This window comes from Cutibacterium sp. LaCa_255 (genome assembly GCF_057458005.1).
In genome coordinates this window covers 2364592-2378420 of sequence record NZ_CP190956.1, presented here as the reverse complement: position 1 = coordinate 2378420, position 13829 = coordinate 2364592, and the positions used below count along the sequence as shown (strand labels likewise).

11 protein-coding genes are annotated in these 13829 nt (G+C 62.9%); 7 read left to right on the top strand and 4 right to left on the bottom strand.

Going from position 1 to position 13829, the window contains the following annotated elements:
• Window positions 1–122: 122 nt before the first annotated feature.
• Entirely contained in the window at window positions 123–2774 is a 2652-nt protein-coding gene (ppdK, locus tag ACP8ML_RS10830; RefSeq protein WP_016666236.1) for a pyruvate, phosphate dikinase, read from the top strand.
• 176 nt (window positions 2775–2950) lie between these two features.
• Window positions 2951–4390, top strand: a complete 1440-nt coding sequence (locus ACP8ML_RS10825; RefSeq protein WP_117189437.1) for an FHA domain-containing protein — start codon at window positions 2951–2953, stop codon at window positions 4388–4390.
• A gap of 89 nt (window positions 4391–4479) precedes the next feature.
• Here ACP8ML_RS10825 and ACP8ML_RS10820 read toward each other — a convergent pair whose 3' ends face one another.
• Window positions 4480–5301: an IclR family transcriptional regulator gene (locus ACP8ML_RS10820; protein ID WP_117189436.1), complete on the bottom strand. Its 822-nt coding sequence runs from the start codon at window positions 5299–5301 to the stop codon at window positions 4480–4482.
• A gap of 105 nt (window positions 5302–5406) precedes the next feature.
• On the opposite strand from ACP8ML_RS10820, the gene ACP8ML_RS10815 reads away from it, so the two are divergent.
• The 3 genes from ACP8ML_RS10815 to ACP8ML_RS10805 all read left to right on the top strand — a co-directional run bounded on the left by ACP8ML_RS10815 (window position 5407) and on the right by ACP8ML_RS10805 (window position 8516).
• On the top strand, window positions 5407–6783 hold the full coding sequence (locus tag ACP8ML_RS10815) for an MFS transporter (RefSeq protein ID WP_117189435.1): 1377 nt from the start codon (window positions 5407–5409) through the stop codon (window positions 6781–6783).
• Window positions 6780–7715, top strand: coding sequence for an NAD(P)-dependent oxidoreductase (locus ACP8ML_RS10810; protein WP_117189434.1), 936 nt, complete (start codon window positions 6780–6782; stop codon window positions 7713–7715). Before ACP8ML_RS10815 ends, ACP8ML_RS10810 begins: the two co-directional genes overlap by 4 nt.
• Window positions 7716–7793: 78 nt before the next feature.
• Window positions 7794–8516, top strand: a complete 723-nt coding sequence (locus ACP8ML_RS10805) for a ThuA domain-containing protein (protein ID WP_117189433.1) — start codon at window positions 7794–7796, stop codon at window positions 8514–8516.
• A gap of 222 nt (window positions 8517–8738) precedes the next feature.
• Here ACP8ML_RS10805 and deoC read toward each other — a convergent pair whose 3' ends face one another.
• The 3 genes from deoC to ACP8ML_RS10790 form a co-directional block, all read right to left on the bottom strand.
• Window positions 8739–9413, bottom strand: a complete 675-nt coding sequence (gene deoC, locus ACP8ML_RS10800; protein WP_117189432.1) for a deoxyribose-phosphate aldolase — start codon at window positions 9411–9413, stop codon at window positions 8739–8741.
• Window positions 9414–9465: 52 nt separating this feature from the next.
• Window positions 9466–10878: a sensor histidine kinase gene (locus ACP8ML_RS10795; protein WP_117189460.1), complete on the bottom strand. Its 1413-nt coding sequence runs from the start codon at window positions 10876–10878 to the stop codon at window positions 9466–9468.
• Window positions 10879–10993: 115 nt separating this feature from the next.
• Entirely contained in the window at window positions 10994–11725 is a 732-nt protein-coding gene (locus tag ACP8ML_RS10790; protein ID WP_036975505.1) for a response regulator transcription factor, read from the bottom strand.
• Between the two features lie 422 nt (window positions 11726–12147).
• Between ACP8ML_RS10790 and ACP8ML_RS10785 the strand changes: the two genes are divergently transcribed.
• Together ACP8ML_RS10785 and ACP8ML_RS10780 are read left to right on the top strand one after the other, a co-directional pair.
• Window positions 12148–13293 (top strand): inorganic phosphate transporter, encoded by a 1146-nt coding sequence (locus tag ACP8ML_RS10785; protein ID WP_117189431.1) that lies wholly within the window; start codon window positions 12148–12150, stop codon window positions 13291–13293.
• Window positions 13290–13523: a hypothetical protein gene (locus ACP8ML_RS10780; protein ID WP_117189430.1), complete on the top strand. Its 234-nt coding sequence runs from the start codon at window positions 13290–13292 to the stop codon at window positions 13521–13523. Before ACP8ML_RS10785 ends, ACP8ML_RS10780 begins: the two co-directional genes overlap by 4 nt.
• Window positions 13524–13829: the final 306 nt, after the last annotated feature.

The following is a 13829-nucleotide window of genomic DNA, read 5'->3' as shown; positions in this document are numbered from 1 at the left end:
GCGTGAGAGAATGACGACATCCGGCCCTATGGTGGGCTGGGCCTCGGGCTCATTGCGCAGTCGCACGGGTCCGAACGCCGTGAATCGATGAACAGGCTGGCACAGATCGAAGGAGATCAGTCATGACTGACCGTTACGTGTATGACTTGTCCGAGGGCAGCGCGGAGATGAAGCCGCTGCTCGGCGGCAAGGGCGCAGGAGTTGCCGAGATGACGCGTCTCGGCGTCCCGGTGCCCGACGGATTCACCGTCACCACTGAAGCCTGCGTGGACACCATGACGAGGAAGGGAGAGTGGCCGGAGGGCCTCGACTCTCAGGTGTGGGACGGACTCAAGCGTCTGGAGGAGCGCACCGGTCGTGGCCTGGGCGACGTCGACAAGCCCCTCCTGGTCTCGGTTCGCTCCGGCGCCGTCATCTCGATGCCCGGCATGATGGACACCATCCTCAACCTCGGTATTTCCGACGACACCGTCGAGGCCGTCGCCAAGGAGGCCGGCAACGAGCGCTTCGCCTGGGACTGCTACCGCCGCTTCATCCAGATGTACGGCGAGGTCGTCGAGGGCATCGACGCCCACATCTACGAGGATGCCTTGACCGCTCTCAAGGAGGAAAAGGGCGTCGAGTCCGACACGGATCTGACTGCTGATGACCTCAAGGGTCTGGTCGACACCTTCAAGAAGCTGTCCAACGAGCAGCTCGGAGGTAACTGGACGACGGATCCGCGCGAGCAGCTGATGCGCGCCGTCGACGCCGTGTTCCGTTCCTGGCTCAACCCGCGCGCCTTCGTCTACCGCAAGGCCAACAAGATTCCAGACGACCTCGGTACCGCCGTCAACGTCATGCAGATGGTGTTCGGTAACCGTGGTGACACCTCCGCCACCGGTGTCTGTTTCACCCGTAACCCCGCCACCGGCGCCAAGGAGCTCTACGGTGAGTTCCTCGTCAACGCCCAGGGTGAGGACGTCGTCGCGGGCATTCGCACCCCGCGCTCCCTCGCCGAGATGGAGGAAGTGCTGCCAGAGGCATACCGCGACCTCATCGACACCATGAAGAAGATGGAGTCGCACTACCGCGACATGCAGGACATGGAGTTCACCGTCGAGAACGGCAAGCTGTACCTGCTGCAGACCCGTAACGGCAAGCGCACTGCCGCTGCTGCTCTCAAGGTGGCCCGCGACCTCGTCGCCGAGGGCGTCATCACCAAGGAAGAGGCCCTCATGCGGATCGAGCCCGCACAGCTCGATCAGCTGCTGCACGAGGCCATCGACCCGAACCACACCGAGCAGCCGGTCGCCGAGGGCCTCCCTGCCTCCCCGGGTGCCGCCGTTGGCGAGGCCGTCTTCGACGCCGACGTCGCTGCTGAGCGTGGCGCCAAGGGCGAGAAGGTCGTCCTCATCCGCTTCGAGACCACCCCTGATGACATCCACGGCGTCATCGTGAGCCAGGGCGTCCTGACCGCCCACGGTGGCATGACCTCCCACGCAGCCGTGGTCGCCCGTGGCATGGGCAAGCCCTGTGTCGCTGGTGCTCGCGGCATCAAGATCGATGCCAAGGCCGCCACCCTGACGATCGGTGACACCGTCATCCACGAGGGCGACATGATCACCCTCGACGGTTCGACCGGTGAGGTCTTCGCTGCGGGCCTGCCGCTCATCCCGCCGCAGATCAACGCTGACTTCGAGGAGGTCCTCTCCTGGGCCGACGAAATCCGTCATCTCGGCGTCGAGGCCAACGCCGACAACGCCACCGACGCAGCGAAGGCTCGTGAGCTGGGTGCTGAGGGCATCGGCCTGTGTCGTACCGAGCACATGTTCTTCGGTGCCGATCGTCTGCCTGCCATGCACGAGATGATCACCGCGGACACCCCGGAGGAGCGCCAGGCTGCCGTCGACAAGATCCTGCCGATGCAGCAGGGCGACTTCGAGGGCATCTTCACGGCGATGAAGGGCCTGCCCGTCACCGTCCGTCTTCTCGACCCGCCGCTCCACGAATTCCTGCCGAACCTCGTCGAGCAGTCCCTCAAGGTCCAGAAGCTGGAGGATCAGGGCGCTGATCCGAACGAGCTCGACAAGGAGCGTCGTCTGCTCGCCCAGGTCAAGAAGTTGCACGAGCAGAACCCGATGCTCGGTACCCGTGGCTGCCGCCTCGGCATGCTGTACCCGGAGATTCCCGACATGCAGGCTCGCGCCATCATCCGCGCTGTCCTGGCGGTGCTCAAGAAGGAGGGGGAAACCGTCCAGATCAACATCATGATCCCGCTGGTCTTCACCCCGATTGAGCTCGAGACCCATCGTCGCATCGTCCAGCAGGCCATTGACGAGGAGTTCGAGGCCGCCGGCACCAAGGTCGACGTCAAGATCGGCACCATGATCGAGCTGCCGCGTGCCGCCCTGGTCGCCGACAAGATCGCCGAGGTTGCCGACTTCTTCAGCTTCGGCACCAACGACCTGACCCAGACCACCCTGGGCATCTCCCGTGACGATGCCGAGAACGGCTTCCTCACCGAGTACCTGCGTACCAAGGTCCTCAAGGACAACCCGTTCGCCTCGATCGACCAGGAGGGTGTTGGCCAGCTCGTCGCCGGGGCTGTCGAGAAGGGTCGTAAGACCAACCCGCAGTTGAACGTGGGCGTCTGTGGTGAGCACGGTGGTGATCCTGACTCGATCCACTTCTTCAACAAGACCGGGCTCGACTACGTGTCCTGCTCGCCGTTCCGTGTGCCGATCGCTCGGTTCGCCGCGGCCCAGGCCGTCATCTCCCAGAAGGAGAAGTGAGTCTGAGGGCTCCATCACGTCACTGATGTGAAATTGCGGCCCCTCCACCGCGGTGGAGGGGCCGCAATATGTCATTGCATACTCCTCAATACGTGTGCGATCGGGGAGTTTTGTCGACTTCAACTCCATGTCCGCGGAATAATGGCCACAATCGTGCCTCGACTTCTGGAGGATCAATGTCCCAGACTTTCGGTGCCTGGCGTGCCACCTACACCCCTGGTTCCTGGGTGGTGCTGGCCGGGCCGAGCAGCCTCGTCATCATGCAGCCGGCTGCGCCGCGCCATTCCGGATTGGTGTCGTCCATCTGGCGGCAGGTGGCCGAGGCCGATGATCCCCAGTCGCTCGTGGAGACGTTGTCGCTCATCGGGCTGGCGAAGATGCCGAGCCTGGGCTTGTTCTTCTGGGTCGACGGCGAGATGTTCTCCATGGCCCGCGGTCAGGTCGTTGTCAAGGATGCCTCCACCGGTGAGGTCGTCAACCATGGCGACGGTCTGTTGACGTGGAGCGAGAAGAAGCTCGACCCATCGACCGTCGTCGTCGAGATGGAAGAGGCCGAGCAGCGGCTGTCCATGCCGTTGCTGCTGGGGGTTGCCCAGGCGAGCAAGATCATCATCGACGCGACCGGCAAGGTTGAGCCTTTCGTCGTTCGGGAGGGCGGCGAGGTTCACCGTCCGCGGGTGTTGGCGAGTTCCGACGACGCCCTCAAACCGTGGACTCCGGAGCCTGAGGAGCGGGGGGCCGACGATTCGGAGGCCACCGAGGAAGCTCGCGAGCTCACCGATCAGGAGTGGCAGCCAGACGACGAAGATGCGCCCGGATTCGTCGAGGTTCCGGCACCAGGTGAGGCTCCCGACCCGGTTGTCGTGCCGGAGCCGGTTGCTGAGTCCGCGCTGACCGGAGTTCCGATTCCGGCTGAGCCTGTCGTGCCTGACGAGGACGTGGTGAGTGATGGTGACGAGGTGGCCCCGGACATCGAGGAACCCGTGAGCCCCGTCCCGGCCCGAGCCGCCGAGCCGGAGTCCGTTGAGACCGCGGTCGCTCGTGAGGACATTGCGCCAGTCCGCGCTCAGGACGACGGCCTGGGATGCGATGACGAGGTGCACACCGGTACTCAGCCGGTGGGAGTGCAGCCCGAGCCCGAGGGCGTCGTCTCCGCACTTGCTCCGGGGGCAGTACCCCAGCAGCCTCAGCAGACAGAGCAGTCTCAGAGCGACTCGCGGTACGACGGGGACTGGCGCGGCGCGTCGGCCTCGGCGATCCGTCGACTGTCCCCGCCGTCAGATCCCGCGGCTGCCACCCTGGTTTCGACGACCGGAGAGGCCACCCATCTCAAGGGTGCGGTTCTCGTCGGGCGTGCCCCGCGGGCCGAGAATGGCGAGGAGATCATGCGCGTTCCGTCTCCTGGCCAGGACATCAGCCGTACCCACGTGAAGTTCGCTTTGGGGCAGTGGGGGATTGAGGTCACTGACATGCATTCCACGAACGGCACCGTCGTTCGCCGCATCGGCCAGGACCCGTTGCGATTGGAAAGTGGTGAGACGATCGACCTGGCCATCGGTGATGCCGTCGATCTGGGTGACGGCGTCGTCATCACCATTGAGGCCTACCAAGGCTGACAAACGAGTCCGCCAGCCATCAGGGCCCCCGCGAGGAATCCGCGGGGGTCCTTTGTCATGGTCAGCACCGGAGGAAGGCGTAAGCCCGGTCAATCCGAGGATTCTATGCGTGACACCGTCATTCCGGCAGGGAGCAGGGGAGGAAGCACTCGGGTCATCGCGTCATAAATCTCAGTCAGACGCGACGGGGTCATGCGCTCGGAGGGGGCAGTGACGCTGATGGCGGCGATTGCTGTTCCATGGGCGAGCAGCGGAACTCCAAGGCAGGCGATGCCGGGCTCGTTCTCCTCGTATTCGAGGGCCCATCCACGTTCGTGAGCCTCAATGATCTTGGCATGAATGTTGTCATGGCAGGCCGTGGGATGAGCTGACAGGGCTTCTGTGTAGGGGATCAGGGCCGTCGAGGACGTGTCGCGGAAAGCGAGGATCGCACGTCCCATCGCTGAGATCGCTGCGGGAACGCGTCCGCCGATCGTGGACCATACACGAATGGCACGCTGGGGTTCGACCTTGTCGAGGTAGCGGATGTCAGTGCCGTCGAGAACTCCCAGATGGACGAGTTCGTGGACTTCATTGCACAGGCCAACGAGGGCGGCATGAACGGTGGCCGCGAGGTTGTTGTAGGAAATCATCCCGGCACCGAGGTTGATGGCTGCAGACCCGAGCCGGTAGTTGCCGTCGTCATTCTGGGCGATGAAGTTGCGTACGCGAAGGGTGCTGAGGGCGCGATGGGTCGTGGCCTTCGTGAAGCCGAGTCGTCGTGAGATCTCTGCCAGCTGGAGACCCTCCAAGCCGGAACTGTCGAGCAGCTGAAGGATCTGCAGAGCCCGGTCGATGGATTCGACGGTGGAGGCCATGCCAGTCGAGGAGGTGCTGGGGGGACGATCCTGAGAACCGCTCACAAGTGCCATTTTGTCAGCCCCTCTTCGGTGATGATGAATCAGGTTTCCGAAGAATGTATCGTGTGTTCCGCACAACGGTTAGTGCGTTCCGGCTAGCGAAATGGAGTTCGATGTATGAGCTCTCCCATCCCACTCTCGGAGGAACCGACAGTCGATCAGGCCACCGTGCGCAGAGCTGCGCTTGCTGGCCTCATCGGCACCATGCTCGAGCAATACGACTTCGTCATTTATGGCACGGCATCCGCCATCATCTTCAACACCCTGTTTTTCCCAAGGGTGTCTCCGGCTGTCGGCGTCATCGCCTCGATGGCGACCTACGCCGTCGGCTTTGCGGCCCGTCCGCTTGGAAGTCTCTTCTTCGCCCGGTTTGGCGACCGGATGGGCCGTAAGTGGGTCATGATCGCCACGCTGTTCCTGATGGGAACTGCGACCTTTTGTATCGGCCTCATCCCCAGCTACTACACCATTGGTATCTGGGCGCCAATCATGTTGCTCATCCTGCGCATCATGCAGGGTTTCGGAGCGGGAGCTGAGCAGGCAGGTGGTGTCACTTTGCTTGCTGAGACGGTCAAACGGAGTCGACGCGGTCTCTACTGCGCGCTGGTGTTCGCTGGTGCGGCCCTGGGGTCGGTGCTTGGGGCGGTCGCATGGATCGTTGCTCAGAGCCTGACCGATCACGCTCTCAACACTTGGGGATGGCGCGCCGTGTTCTGGACCTCCGCCGTGGTGACGGTGGCGGCCTACATCCTGCGTCGTCACCTTGCTGAGTCCCCGGTCTTCCAAGAGACCCAGGCCGCTCGCATCGGTCGTGATGACACCCCGATCGGTGACGTGCTTCGTCACGGACGTCCGGCGCTGTGGCGAATCTTCCTCATCAACATGGGATCCAACGCGCAGAGTTATATCTACCAAGTGTTCATGGGGTCTTACCTGGTGACGTGGTTGGGTATGAAACCCAAGTTCATCCCGAATGTCCTGCTCATCGGAGCCTTGGCATCCTGCATTTTCACGGTGTTCTCCGGTTGGATGACCGATCGCGTCGGACGCAAGCCCGTGATCATCAGCGTGCTGGTATTCCTCTTCCTGTTCCCGATCCCGGCCTTCGCCATGCTCAACACCAAGAACCCGGTGTTCATCACGATTGCCGTCGTGCTCGGCTTCATGATTGCTGGATATGGCACCGTCGGCAGCCAGGGAGCCTTCTACGCCGAGATGTTCGGATCGCGCTACCGCTACGCAGGAATCTCTCTGGCCCGTGAGTTCTCCTCGGTGTTCGGCGGTGGCATTGCCCCTCTGGTGTGTTCGGCGCTCGTCACCAAGTTCGCTGGTTCCTGGTGGCCGGTGGCGGTGTACATGATGGTTTTCATTGGTCTGTCACTGATTGCTGCGATTGCCTCCCCAGAGACCCGCGGACGTGACTTGCGTCTGGAGCAGGACGCTGTGGGAAAGCCGGTTGAGGAGCTGAGCGTGGAAGGTTCGATGGCGTCATGAAGGTCCTTCTTCCCGATTCGATGATCTTGGATCCTCACCTTCCTGGCGGGGTCGAGGCGGTGGTGTACGACGCCAGCTCAGCGATTCCGGATAAGCATCTGGATGCTGAGGTGCTCGTCACCTGGGCGGCCACGGAGGAGTGGCTTGCCGAGCATGCCCGTAAGCTCACCCATCTACGACTTGTGCAGGGGTTGGCTGCTGGTCCGGACTCCCTGTTGCGTGCTGGTTTTGACTCGGATGTCGTGCTGTGTACTGGCGTCGGGTTGCACTCTCGCATGGTTGCCGAGCACGCATTGGCCCTCGTACTGGCCCTGGTACGGGAGCTTCCCAAGACGACTGCCGCTCAACAGGAGCACCGATGGGCTTCGGAGCTGGGAGGTCCCCGGCCCCTTCATCCGGACGGCCCGGTGACGACCCTGCTTGACGCCAATGTGCTCGTCTGGGGATTCGGATCCATCGCTCAGACCTTGGCTCCACATCTGACGTCCTTGGGTGCGGAGGTGCGTGGGGTTGCTCATCAGGCTGGGCGCCGGGGCGGTTACGAGGTCATCGCGGTTGATGACGTTGACGCGGCGTTGCCCGAGACCGACATCCTCATTCAGATCCTTCCGTCCAATGAGGAGACTCGGGGAATCGTCGGGGCGAAGCGACTGGCTCTGCTCGGGCCTGATGGATACATCGTCAATGTCGGGCGTGGAGTCACGATCGACAATGACGCGCTGGTGGATGCGCTGCAGAGCGGGATGATCGCTGGTGCGGCTCTCGACGTCACAGAGACTGAGCCACTCCCGAAAGACTCGCTGTTGTGGGATGCGCAGAACGTCATCATCACACCTCACTCTGCCGGCGGACGTCCCCTGGGTGCCGACGAACTCATCGTCAAGAACGTGACCGCACTGGCGTCTGGAGGCAATTTCGAAAACAAGCTGTGACGTCACTGAGTTCGTCCTCGGCGGATTAGTCTCCTAGTGTGATCCTTTGGGTCTACCCAGGATCAGGAAGGAAATCCGATGGGACACATTCTCGTTTTGTCGGGGGCTGGGCGTTACGCCGACGACATCCACGACTTCGACGCGACCTCCGAGGCCGTCTCCCAGATCTTGACCGAGCGTGGTCACCAGGTGGAGGTGAGGTGCTCTGAGCCAGAGGCCCTGGACCACCTCGCTGACGCGGATCTGCTCATCGTCAACACCGGTGGCGGCGATCCGGAGGAGGAATGGGATTACATTCCCGAATGGTCCCGTGCCCACAATAAGATTCTGGAGCACCACGAAGCTGGCAAGCCGATCCTCGGTCTGCACACCGCCTGCAACACCTTCTGTGACTGGGACCTGTGGCCGTCCGTGCTCGGGGGCAAGTGGGTGCTGGGGGTCAGCGGGCACCCGGAGCGTTCCTACGCCGTTTTCGAGCCTGTACCCGAGGCTGCGGACCATCCCATCCTGCGCGGCGTCGAGCAGGTGGTCGTCTATGACGAGCGTTTCTCCGACCTGGACATCAACCCGCTTGCGATCCCGCTGCTCTTCCACGAGACGGGCGAGGAATTCCACGCGATGTGCTGGGTGATGGGCAACAACGTCGTCTACGACGGCCTGGGTCACTCGTCGAGGTCGTACTACTCGGCGTCACGACGTCAGTTGTTGTGCAACGAGGTGTCCTGGTTGCTGAACTGGAAGCGTCGCGAGGCTGCTGCACAGGCCGCAGCGCAGGTGAGCCCGGAGCCCCAGATGGTCTGAGTCCTGACGAGAAGGAAGCCGGCGGTTATTCCCACCGTTCGCTCCTCCCAACGTCATCCCTCCTCGAAACCCAGGTGGAGCGCGTGAGTGGTCAGGTGGCGGAACAAGTGCAACTGGCAGTTTCCGTAGCCGACACACCGCGTCCCCACGGTCCTGGGCATGACAGGGGACGGATCTCACCGACCCGTCCCGGTCATCAGCGAGAACACGCCGCGAGCGTCGTCACTCCTTGGGGGCTCCGGCGAGGATCTTGGCGGTCGACGAGACACCGAGACGGGTTGCACCGGCCTCGACCATCGCGCAGGCCGTCTCGTAATCGCGGATGCCACCCGAAGCCTTGACCCCCAGGCGACCACCGACGGTGGCGGCCATGAGCTTGACAGCTTCGACACTCGCACCGCCCTTCGGGTGGAATCCCGTCGAGGTCTTGACGAAGTCGGCTCCAGCCCCCTCGGCGGCCTTGCACGCGCGAACGATCTCGTCATCGGTCAGCACGGCCGACTCGATGATGACCTTGAGGATCTTCGGATCCGGAACAGCCTGCTTGACGGCAGCGATGTCAGCGGTGACGTCCTCCCAACGTCCCTCCTTCACCATGCCGAGGTTGATGACCATGTCGACCTCGTCGGCGCCGGCGGCAATGACGTCATGGGCCTCGGCCACCTTCACCGCGCTGGTGTGTTTGCCCGACGGGAACCCGCACACCGCAGCCAGCTTAACGTCACCCATGTCGAGGTTCAGCGGCAGCATCGACGGCGACACACACACCGACCAGGTGCCGTACTCTTTGGCCTCGCCGACCAGCTTGGCGACGTCGTCGTGAGTGGCCTCCGGGGTCAGCAGGGTGTGATCGATCATGCCGGCCAGCTTGGTGGCAGACAGCGGGGCAGGGGACATGCCAACTCCTTCTCTGGAACAAGTGCATCCACCCTATCCGGACGCCTCGTCCTCAGGCGACCAATGGCAGGGTCAGGGTGACCGTCGTCCCCTTGTCCGTCGAATCCACCTTGGCAGTGCCCTGATGAGCAACCATGACGGCTGCGACGATGGACATGCCCAATCCTGTTGATCCCTCCTTCGACGCAGTGCGGGACGCATCTGCCCGGGAGAATCGCTCAAAGATCAGGGGACGTACCGACTCCGGAATGCCCGGTCCGTTGTCGGCGATGGTGACAACGGACCGCCCGTCGTCGGCAGTGACGGTGGTGTGCACCGTCACTCCTGCAGGTGTGTGCTTTCGGGCGTTCGACAGCACATTGACGACAACCTGCATGAGCCGGTCAGCATCAGCCATCACCGTGATTTCCTCGTTGGGTACGTCGAGGGTCCAGATGTGGTCCGACCCGGCTGCCTGGGCATCGGAGACCGCGTTGAGAACGACCTCGACCAGGTCGATGGGGGCCAGCTCAAGTTTCTGGTCATTGTCCAGACGAGCCAGCAGCAGCATGTCCTCGACGAGGGCACTCATCCTCGTCGCCTCAGATTCGATGCGATCCATCGCGAACTGGCTTTCGGGGCACAGTTCGCCGCGCCGTCGTCTCGTCAGTTCGGCGTAGCCACGGATGGATGCCAACGGATTGCGCAACTCGTGCGAGGCGTCTGCGACGAATTGACGCACCTTGACCTCGGACTGCTGACGAGACTCCAACGCGCCCTCGACATTGTTGAGCATGTGGTTGAGGGCATGACCCACCTGCCCCACCTCGCTGCGAGGATCAGTCAGTGCCGGATCGACTCGGATCGGCAGGTTGACCTCGCCGCTGCCGAGGTCCATCTCGGAGACCACCGTCGCCGTCGAGGCCAATTGGTTGAGGGGACGCAGGGACTTGGTGACGACGGCGCGCGTCGCGAAGAATCCCACGGCCAATGCCAGGACAGTGATGGTGACCTCGAGGGCCAACAACCTCTCGATGGCGTTGAGAAGTCGTGTCCGCGGCAGGGCGACGACGTAGCTGACATTGTCACGTGTCTCCGCCAGTGCGCGGTACTCGGTGCCATTGTTCCCGTTGAGGTCGTGGGGACGGCTGTCCTGACGCACGGCGAGCAGTTCACCGGCATCGGCGTTGCAGTACTTGGTGAGGACGGCACCTTCTGTCACGGTCGTCATGAGGCAGACGCCATCGGCCTTGACAGCGAAGATGGTGCCCGCCTGGATTCCCAGCACGTCACCGGCTGTCGGCCCAGGCAATCCGATGGGGTTCGCCTCCTGGCGGTGGGCCGCCGCCATCACCTGCTCGTCAAGGCCATCCGTGAGGATCTGATGCGTTCCCCAGATCGTCACCCCTCCCAGCGCGACGGCCAGCACACTGATGATGGCGAGCACTCGGACGACGAGCTGATGCCCTAGTGTGTGCCGACCCATGGGATGATCCAGCCAGGTGTCGTGGATTGTCGACCTGACCTCCGGTGTTTCGTCGCAGCATGGATCCGGCGCATGGCTGTCTGCGGGTGAGTTGGGAGAGGTCACCTGGCCATTGTCACGCAGCAGGTCGGAGAACGTAACCCGCACCACGCATGGTGTGGATCATGGGATCGCGTCCCTTGTCGATCTTCTTGCGCAGGTAGGAGATGTATAGCTCGACGACGTTGGCCTGTCCACCGAAGTCGTAGTTCCACACCCGGTCGAGTATCTGGGCTTTGGAGAGCACTCGTTTGGGATTACGCATGAGGTAACGCAGCAGCTCGAACTCAGTTGCTGTCAGGTGGATCTCCTCGCCGGCGCGGCGCACCTCGTGGGAGTCCTCGTCGAGGGTGAGGTCGCCGACGGTCAGGGTGGAGTCGGACTTGGGCTCGGTTGCACCCGAGCGGCGCAGCAGAGCGCGTAACCGAGCGATGACCTCTTCCAGGGAGAAGGGCTTGGTGACGTAGTCGTCGCCGCCAGCGGTGAGTCCGGCGATGCGGTCGCCGACGGCGTCCTTGGCGGTGAGGAAGATGACCGGGACGTTGGGCTGATCCATGCGAATACGGCGCATGACCTCGAGGCCGTCGAAGTCGGGGAGCATCATGTCGAGGACGATGACGTCGGGGCGCGTGGCCTTTGCCTCGCGGACGGCGTGAACGCCGGAATCAGCGGTGGTGACGTCCCATCCCTCGTAACGCATGGCCATGGAGAGCAGCTCGGTGAGGCTGGGCTCGTCGTCGACAGCCAGAACACGGATGGGAGACCCGTCAGCTCGAGTAAGTCTGGGAGGTTGCGGTGGGATTGCCATGAATTAAGGGTTCCACGACGGAAGCTCGTATCGGGTGTGTTGAAGCTGTGCTGTTCCTGTGAGCCATATCGGAGGTGGATGTGCGCAGCCTGAGGTGCGAGCATGTGTTTGTGATGGAGGGTGGGGTGAATTCTTCGTTAACATGAGTGCGCGTTGACGTCTTGGTGCGGTTTCGCGGTTCCTAGTGGGATGCATGTACACGGAAAGCACACTTTGTCGTGGTTGTGCAGTGACGGTGAAATTGTTCACCTTGTCGTTGCTTGTGGGGAGCCTGCCGCGCGAACGTAGGCTCACTGGGCGTAACGTGTCAGACGGCCGGAACTGCTCCCGGGTTCTGGTCGGCCGTCCGCCCCGCTCCGGTGAGGAGTGGGGGATCCCAGCTCGCCGTCCGGGGGCGCTACGGCCCGCACGAAGGATCTTGCATGAGTTCGACTCTGTTAATCGTGGTTATCGTCGTCGTGACGGCGCTGGCATTCGACTTCACCAACGGCTTCCACGACTCAGCCAACGCGATGGCGACGTCGGTGGCAACCGGAGCACTCAAGCCCAAGGTGGCCGTCATCATTGCGGCCGTCCTCAACGTCATTGGTGCCTGCCTGTCGACCGAGGTCGCCAAGACGATCTCCGGTGGCATCGTCAATGACCAACTCGTCACTGCTCCGATGGTTTTCGCCGGTCTGATAGGCGCGATCATCTGGAACCTCGCGACCTGGCTGTTCGGTCTGCCGTCCAGCTCCTCCCACGCTCTCTTCGGTGGCCTCATCGGTGCCGTCCTCGTCGAGGCTGGCATGAGCGGCATCCACGCCGGCAAGATCATGAGCAAGATCATCCTGCCGGCCCTGGTGGCACCGTTCGTTGCCGGAATTGCAGCTCTGCTGGCGACCTGGTTGGCGTATCGCATCACGGATCACACCGCCCATCACTCCTCGCGGATGTTCCTCAATGGCCAGAGGGTCTCGGCGTCGATGGTCGCCCTGGCTCATGGCACCTCCGATGGCCAGAAGACGATGGGCATCATCACCTTGGTCCTCGTCGCCGCCGGCTGCCAGGCCTCGGGTACCGGCCCGGCATGGTGGGTCATCCTGGCCGCTGGCTGTGCCATTGGTCTTGGTACCTACTCCGGTGGCTGGCGCATCATGCGCACCATGGGCAAGGGCCTGTGTGACATCGAGTCCCCGCAGGGGTTCGCAGCCGAGACGGCGTCCACGGCCGCCATCCTGGCCTCCTCGCACTTGGGCTTCGCCCTGTCGACCACCCACGTCTGCTCCGGCTCGATTCTCGGCTCGGGAATCGGCCGCCGCACCGAGGTGCGCTGGGCCACTGCCGGGAAGATGGTCATCGCCTGGTTGGTTACCCTGCCGGCTGCTGCTCTCGTCGGTGCCATCACCTCGGCCATCGCCGGTGCCGGCGCCTGGGGTGTCGTCATCGACCTCGTCCTGCTGGCCGTGATGGCCGCCGTCATCGTCCGTCAGGCCAACCACCACAAGGTTGACCATAACAACGTCAACGACTCCACTCAGGTCGGCGTCCGCAAGGGCTCGGCCATCGCCGGAGGGACTGCAGCATGAACATTGACTGGGCCTCACTCGGACTGGTGTCCATGGTCACGGTTGCGACCACTGTCCTCATCGTCTCCGTCGTCTCGGGCGGCGCACTGATGCTCGATCGTGCTCATGCGCGCACCGAGGCCGGAGGTGACGGGGCTGCTGGGCTCGTTGCTCTCGGGTGGACGGCCATCGTCATCGCAGGGCTCATCGTCCTGTATGGCCTCTATCTGCTCATTCCGTACTTCCACTGATCACTGGTCCGCGCTGACGAGTGCGGAGAAGGATGCCGGACGGTTCGCCGTCCGGTGTTTTTCATCTCTGGAGCGTCGTCGCCAGGAGTTGCTCGGGTTCGTTGTGGGGTGCCTTGGGATGGCCGGCACATTGTTCACGGGGCGGGAATAGATCTGCTCTCTCATGGGTTGAGTCTGGTGAACTCAATCTCATTCGAAAATGAGCTGACGTCAACTTGAGTGACAGCGACTCAGGGTCTAAGGTTGAGTCGAAGTCGCTCAAGGGGATGCTTTCCCAGAACATTCGTCCATCAGGAGGAAACCAAC

Excerpts from the sequence above, each read along its gene's own strand:
- ACP8ML_RS10790 (WP_036975505.1), bottom strand. The coding sequence starts at position 11,725 with ATGGCAATCCCACCGCAACCTCCCAGACTTACTCGAGCTGACGGGTCT.
- ACP8ML_RS10795 (WP_117189460.1), bottom strand. The coding sequence starts at position 10,878 with ATGGGTCGGCACACACTAGGGCATCAGCTCGTCGTCCGAGTGCTCGCC.
- ACP8ML_RS10805 (WP_117189433.1), top strand. The coding sequence starts at position 7,794 with ATGGGACACATTCTCGTTTTGTCGGGGGCTGGGCGTTACGCCGACGAC.
- ACP8ML_RS10815 (WP_117189435.1), top strand. The coding sequence starts at position 5,407 with ATGAGCTCTCCCATCCCACTCTCGGAGGAACCGACAGTCGATCAGGCC.
- ACP8ML_RS10825 (WP_117189437.1), top strand. The coding sequence starts at position 2,951 with ATGTCCCAGACTTTCGGTGCCTGGCGTGCCACCTACACCCCTGGTTCC.
- ppdK (WP_016666236.1), top strand. The coding sequence starts at position 123 with ATGACTGACCGTTACGTGTATGACTTGTCCGAGGGCAGCGCGGAGATG.
- ACP8ML_RS10810 (WP_117189434.1), top strand. The coding sequence starts at position 6,780 with ATGAAGGTCCTTCTTCCCGATTCGATGATCTTGGATCCTCACCTTCCT.
- ACP8ML_RS10780 (WP_117189430.1), top strand. The coding sequence starts at position 13,290 with ATGAACATTGACTGGGCCTCACTCGGACTGGTGTCCATGGTCACGGTT.
- ACP8ML_RS10820 (WP_117189436.1), bottom strand. The coding sequence starts at position 5,301 with ATGGCACTTGTGAGCGGTTCTCAGGATCGTCCCCCCAGCACCTCCTCG.
- deoC (WP_117189432.1), bottom strand. The coding sequence starts at position 9,413 with ATGTCCCCTGCCCCGCTGTCTGCCACCAAGCTGGCCGGCATGATCGAT.
- ACP8ML_RS10785 (WP_117189431.1), top strand. The coding sequence starts at position 12,148 with ATGAGTTCGACTCTGTTAATCGTGGTTATCGTCGTCGTGACGGCGCTG.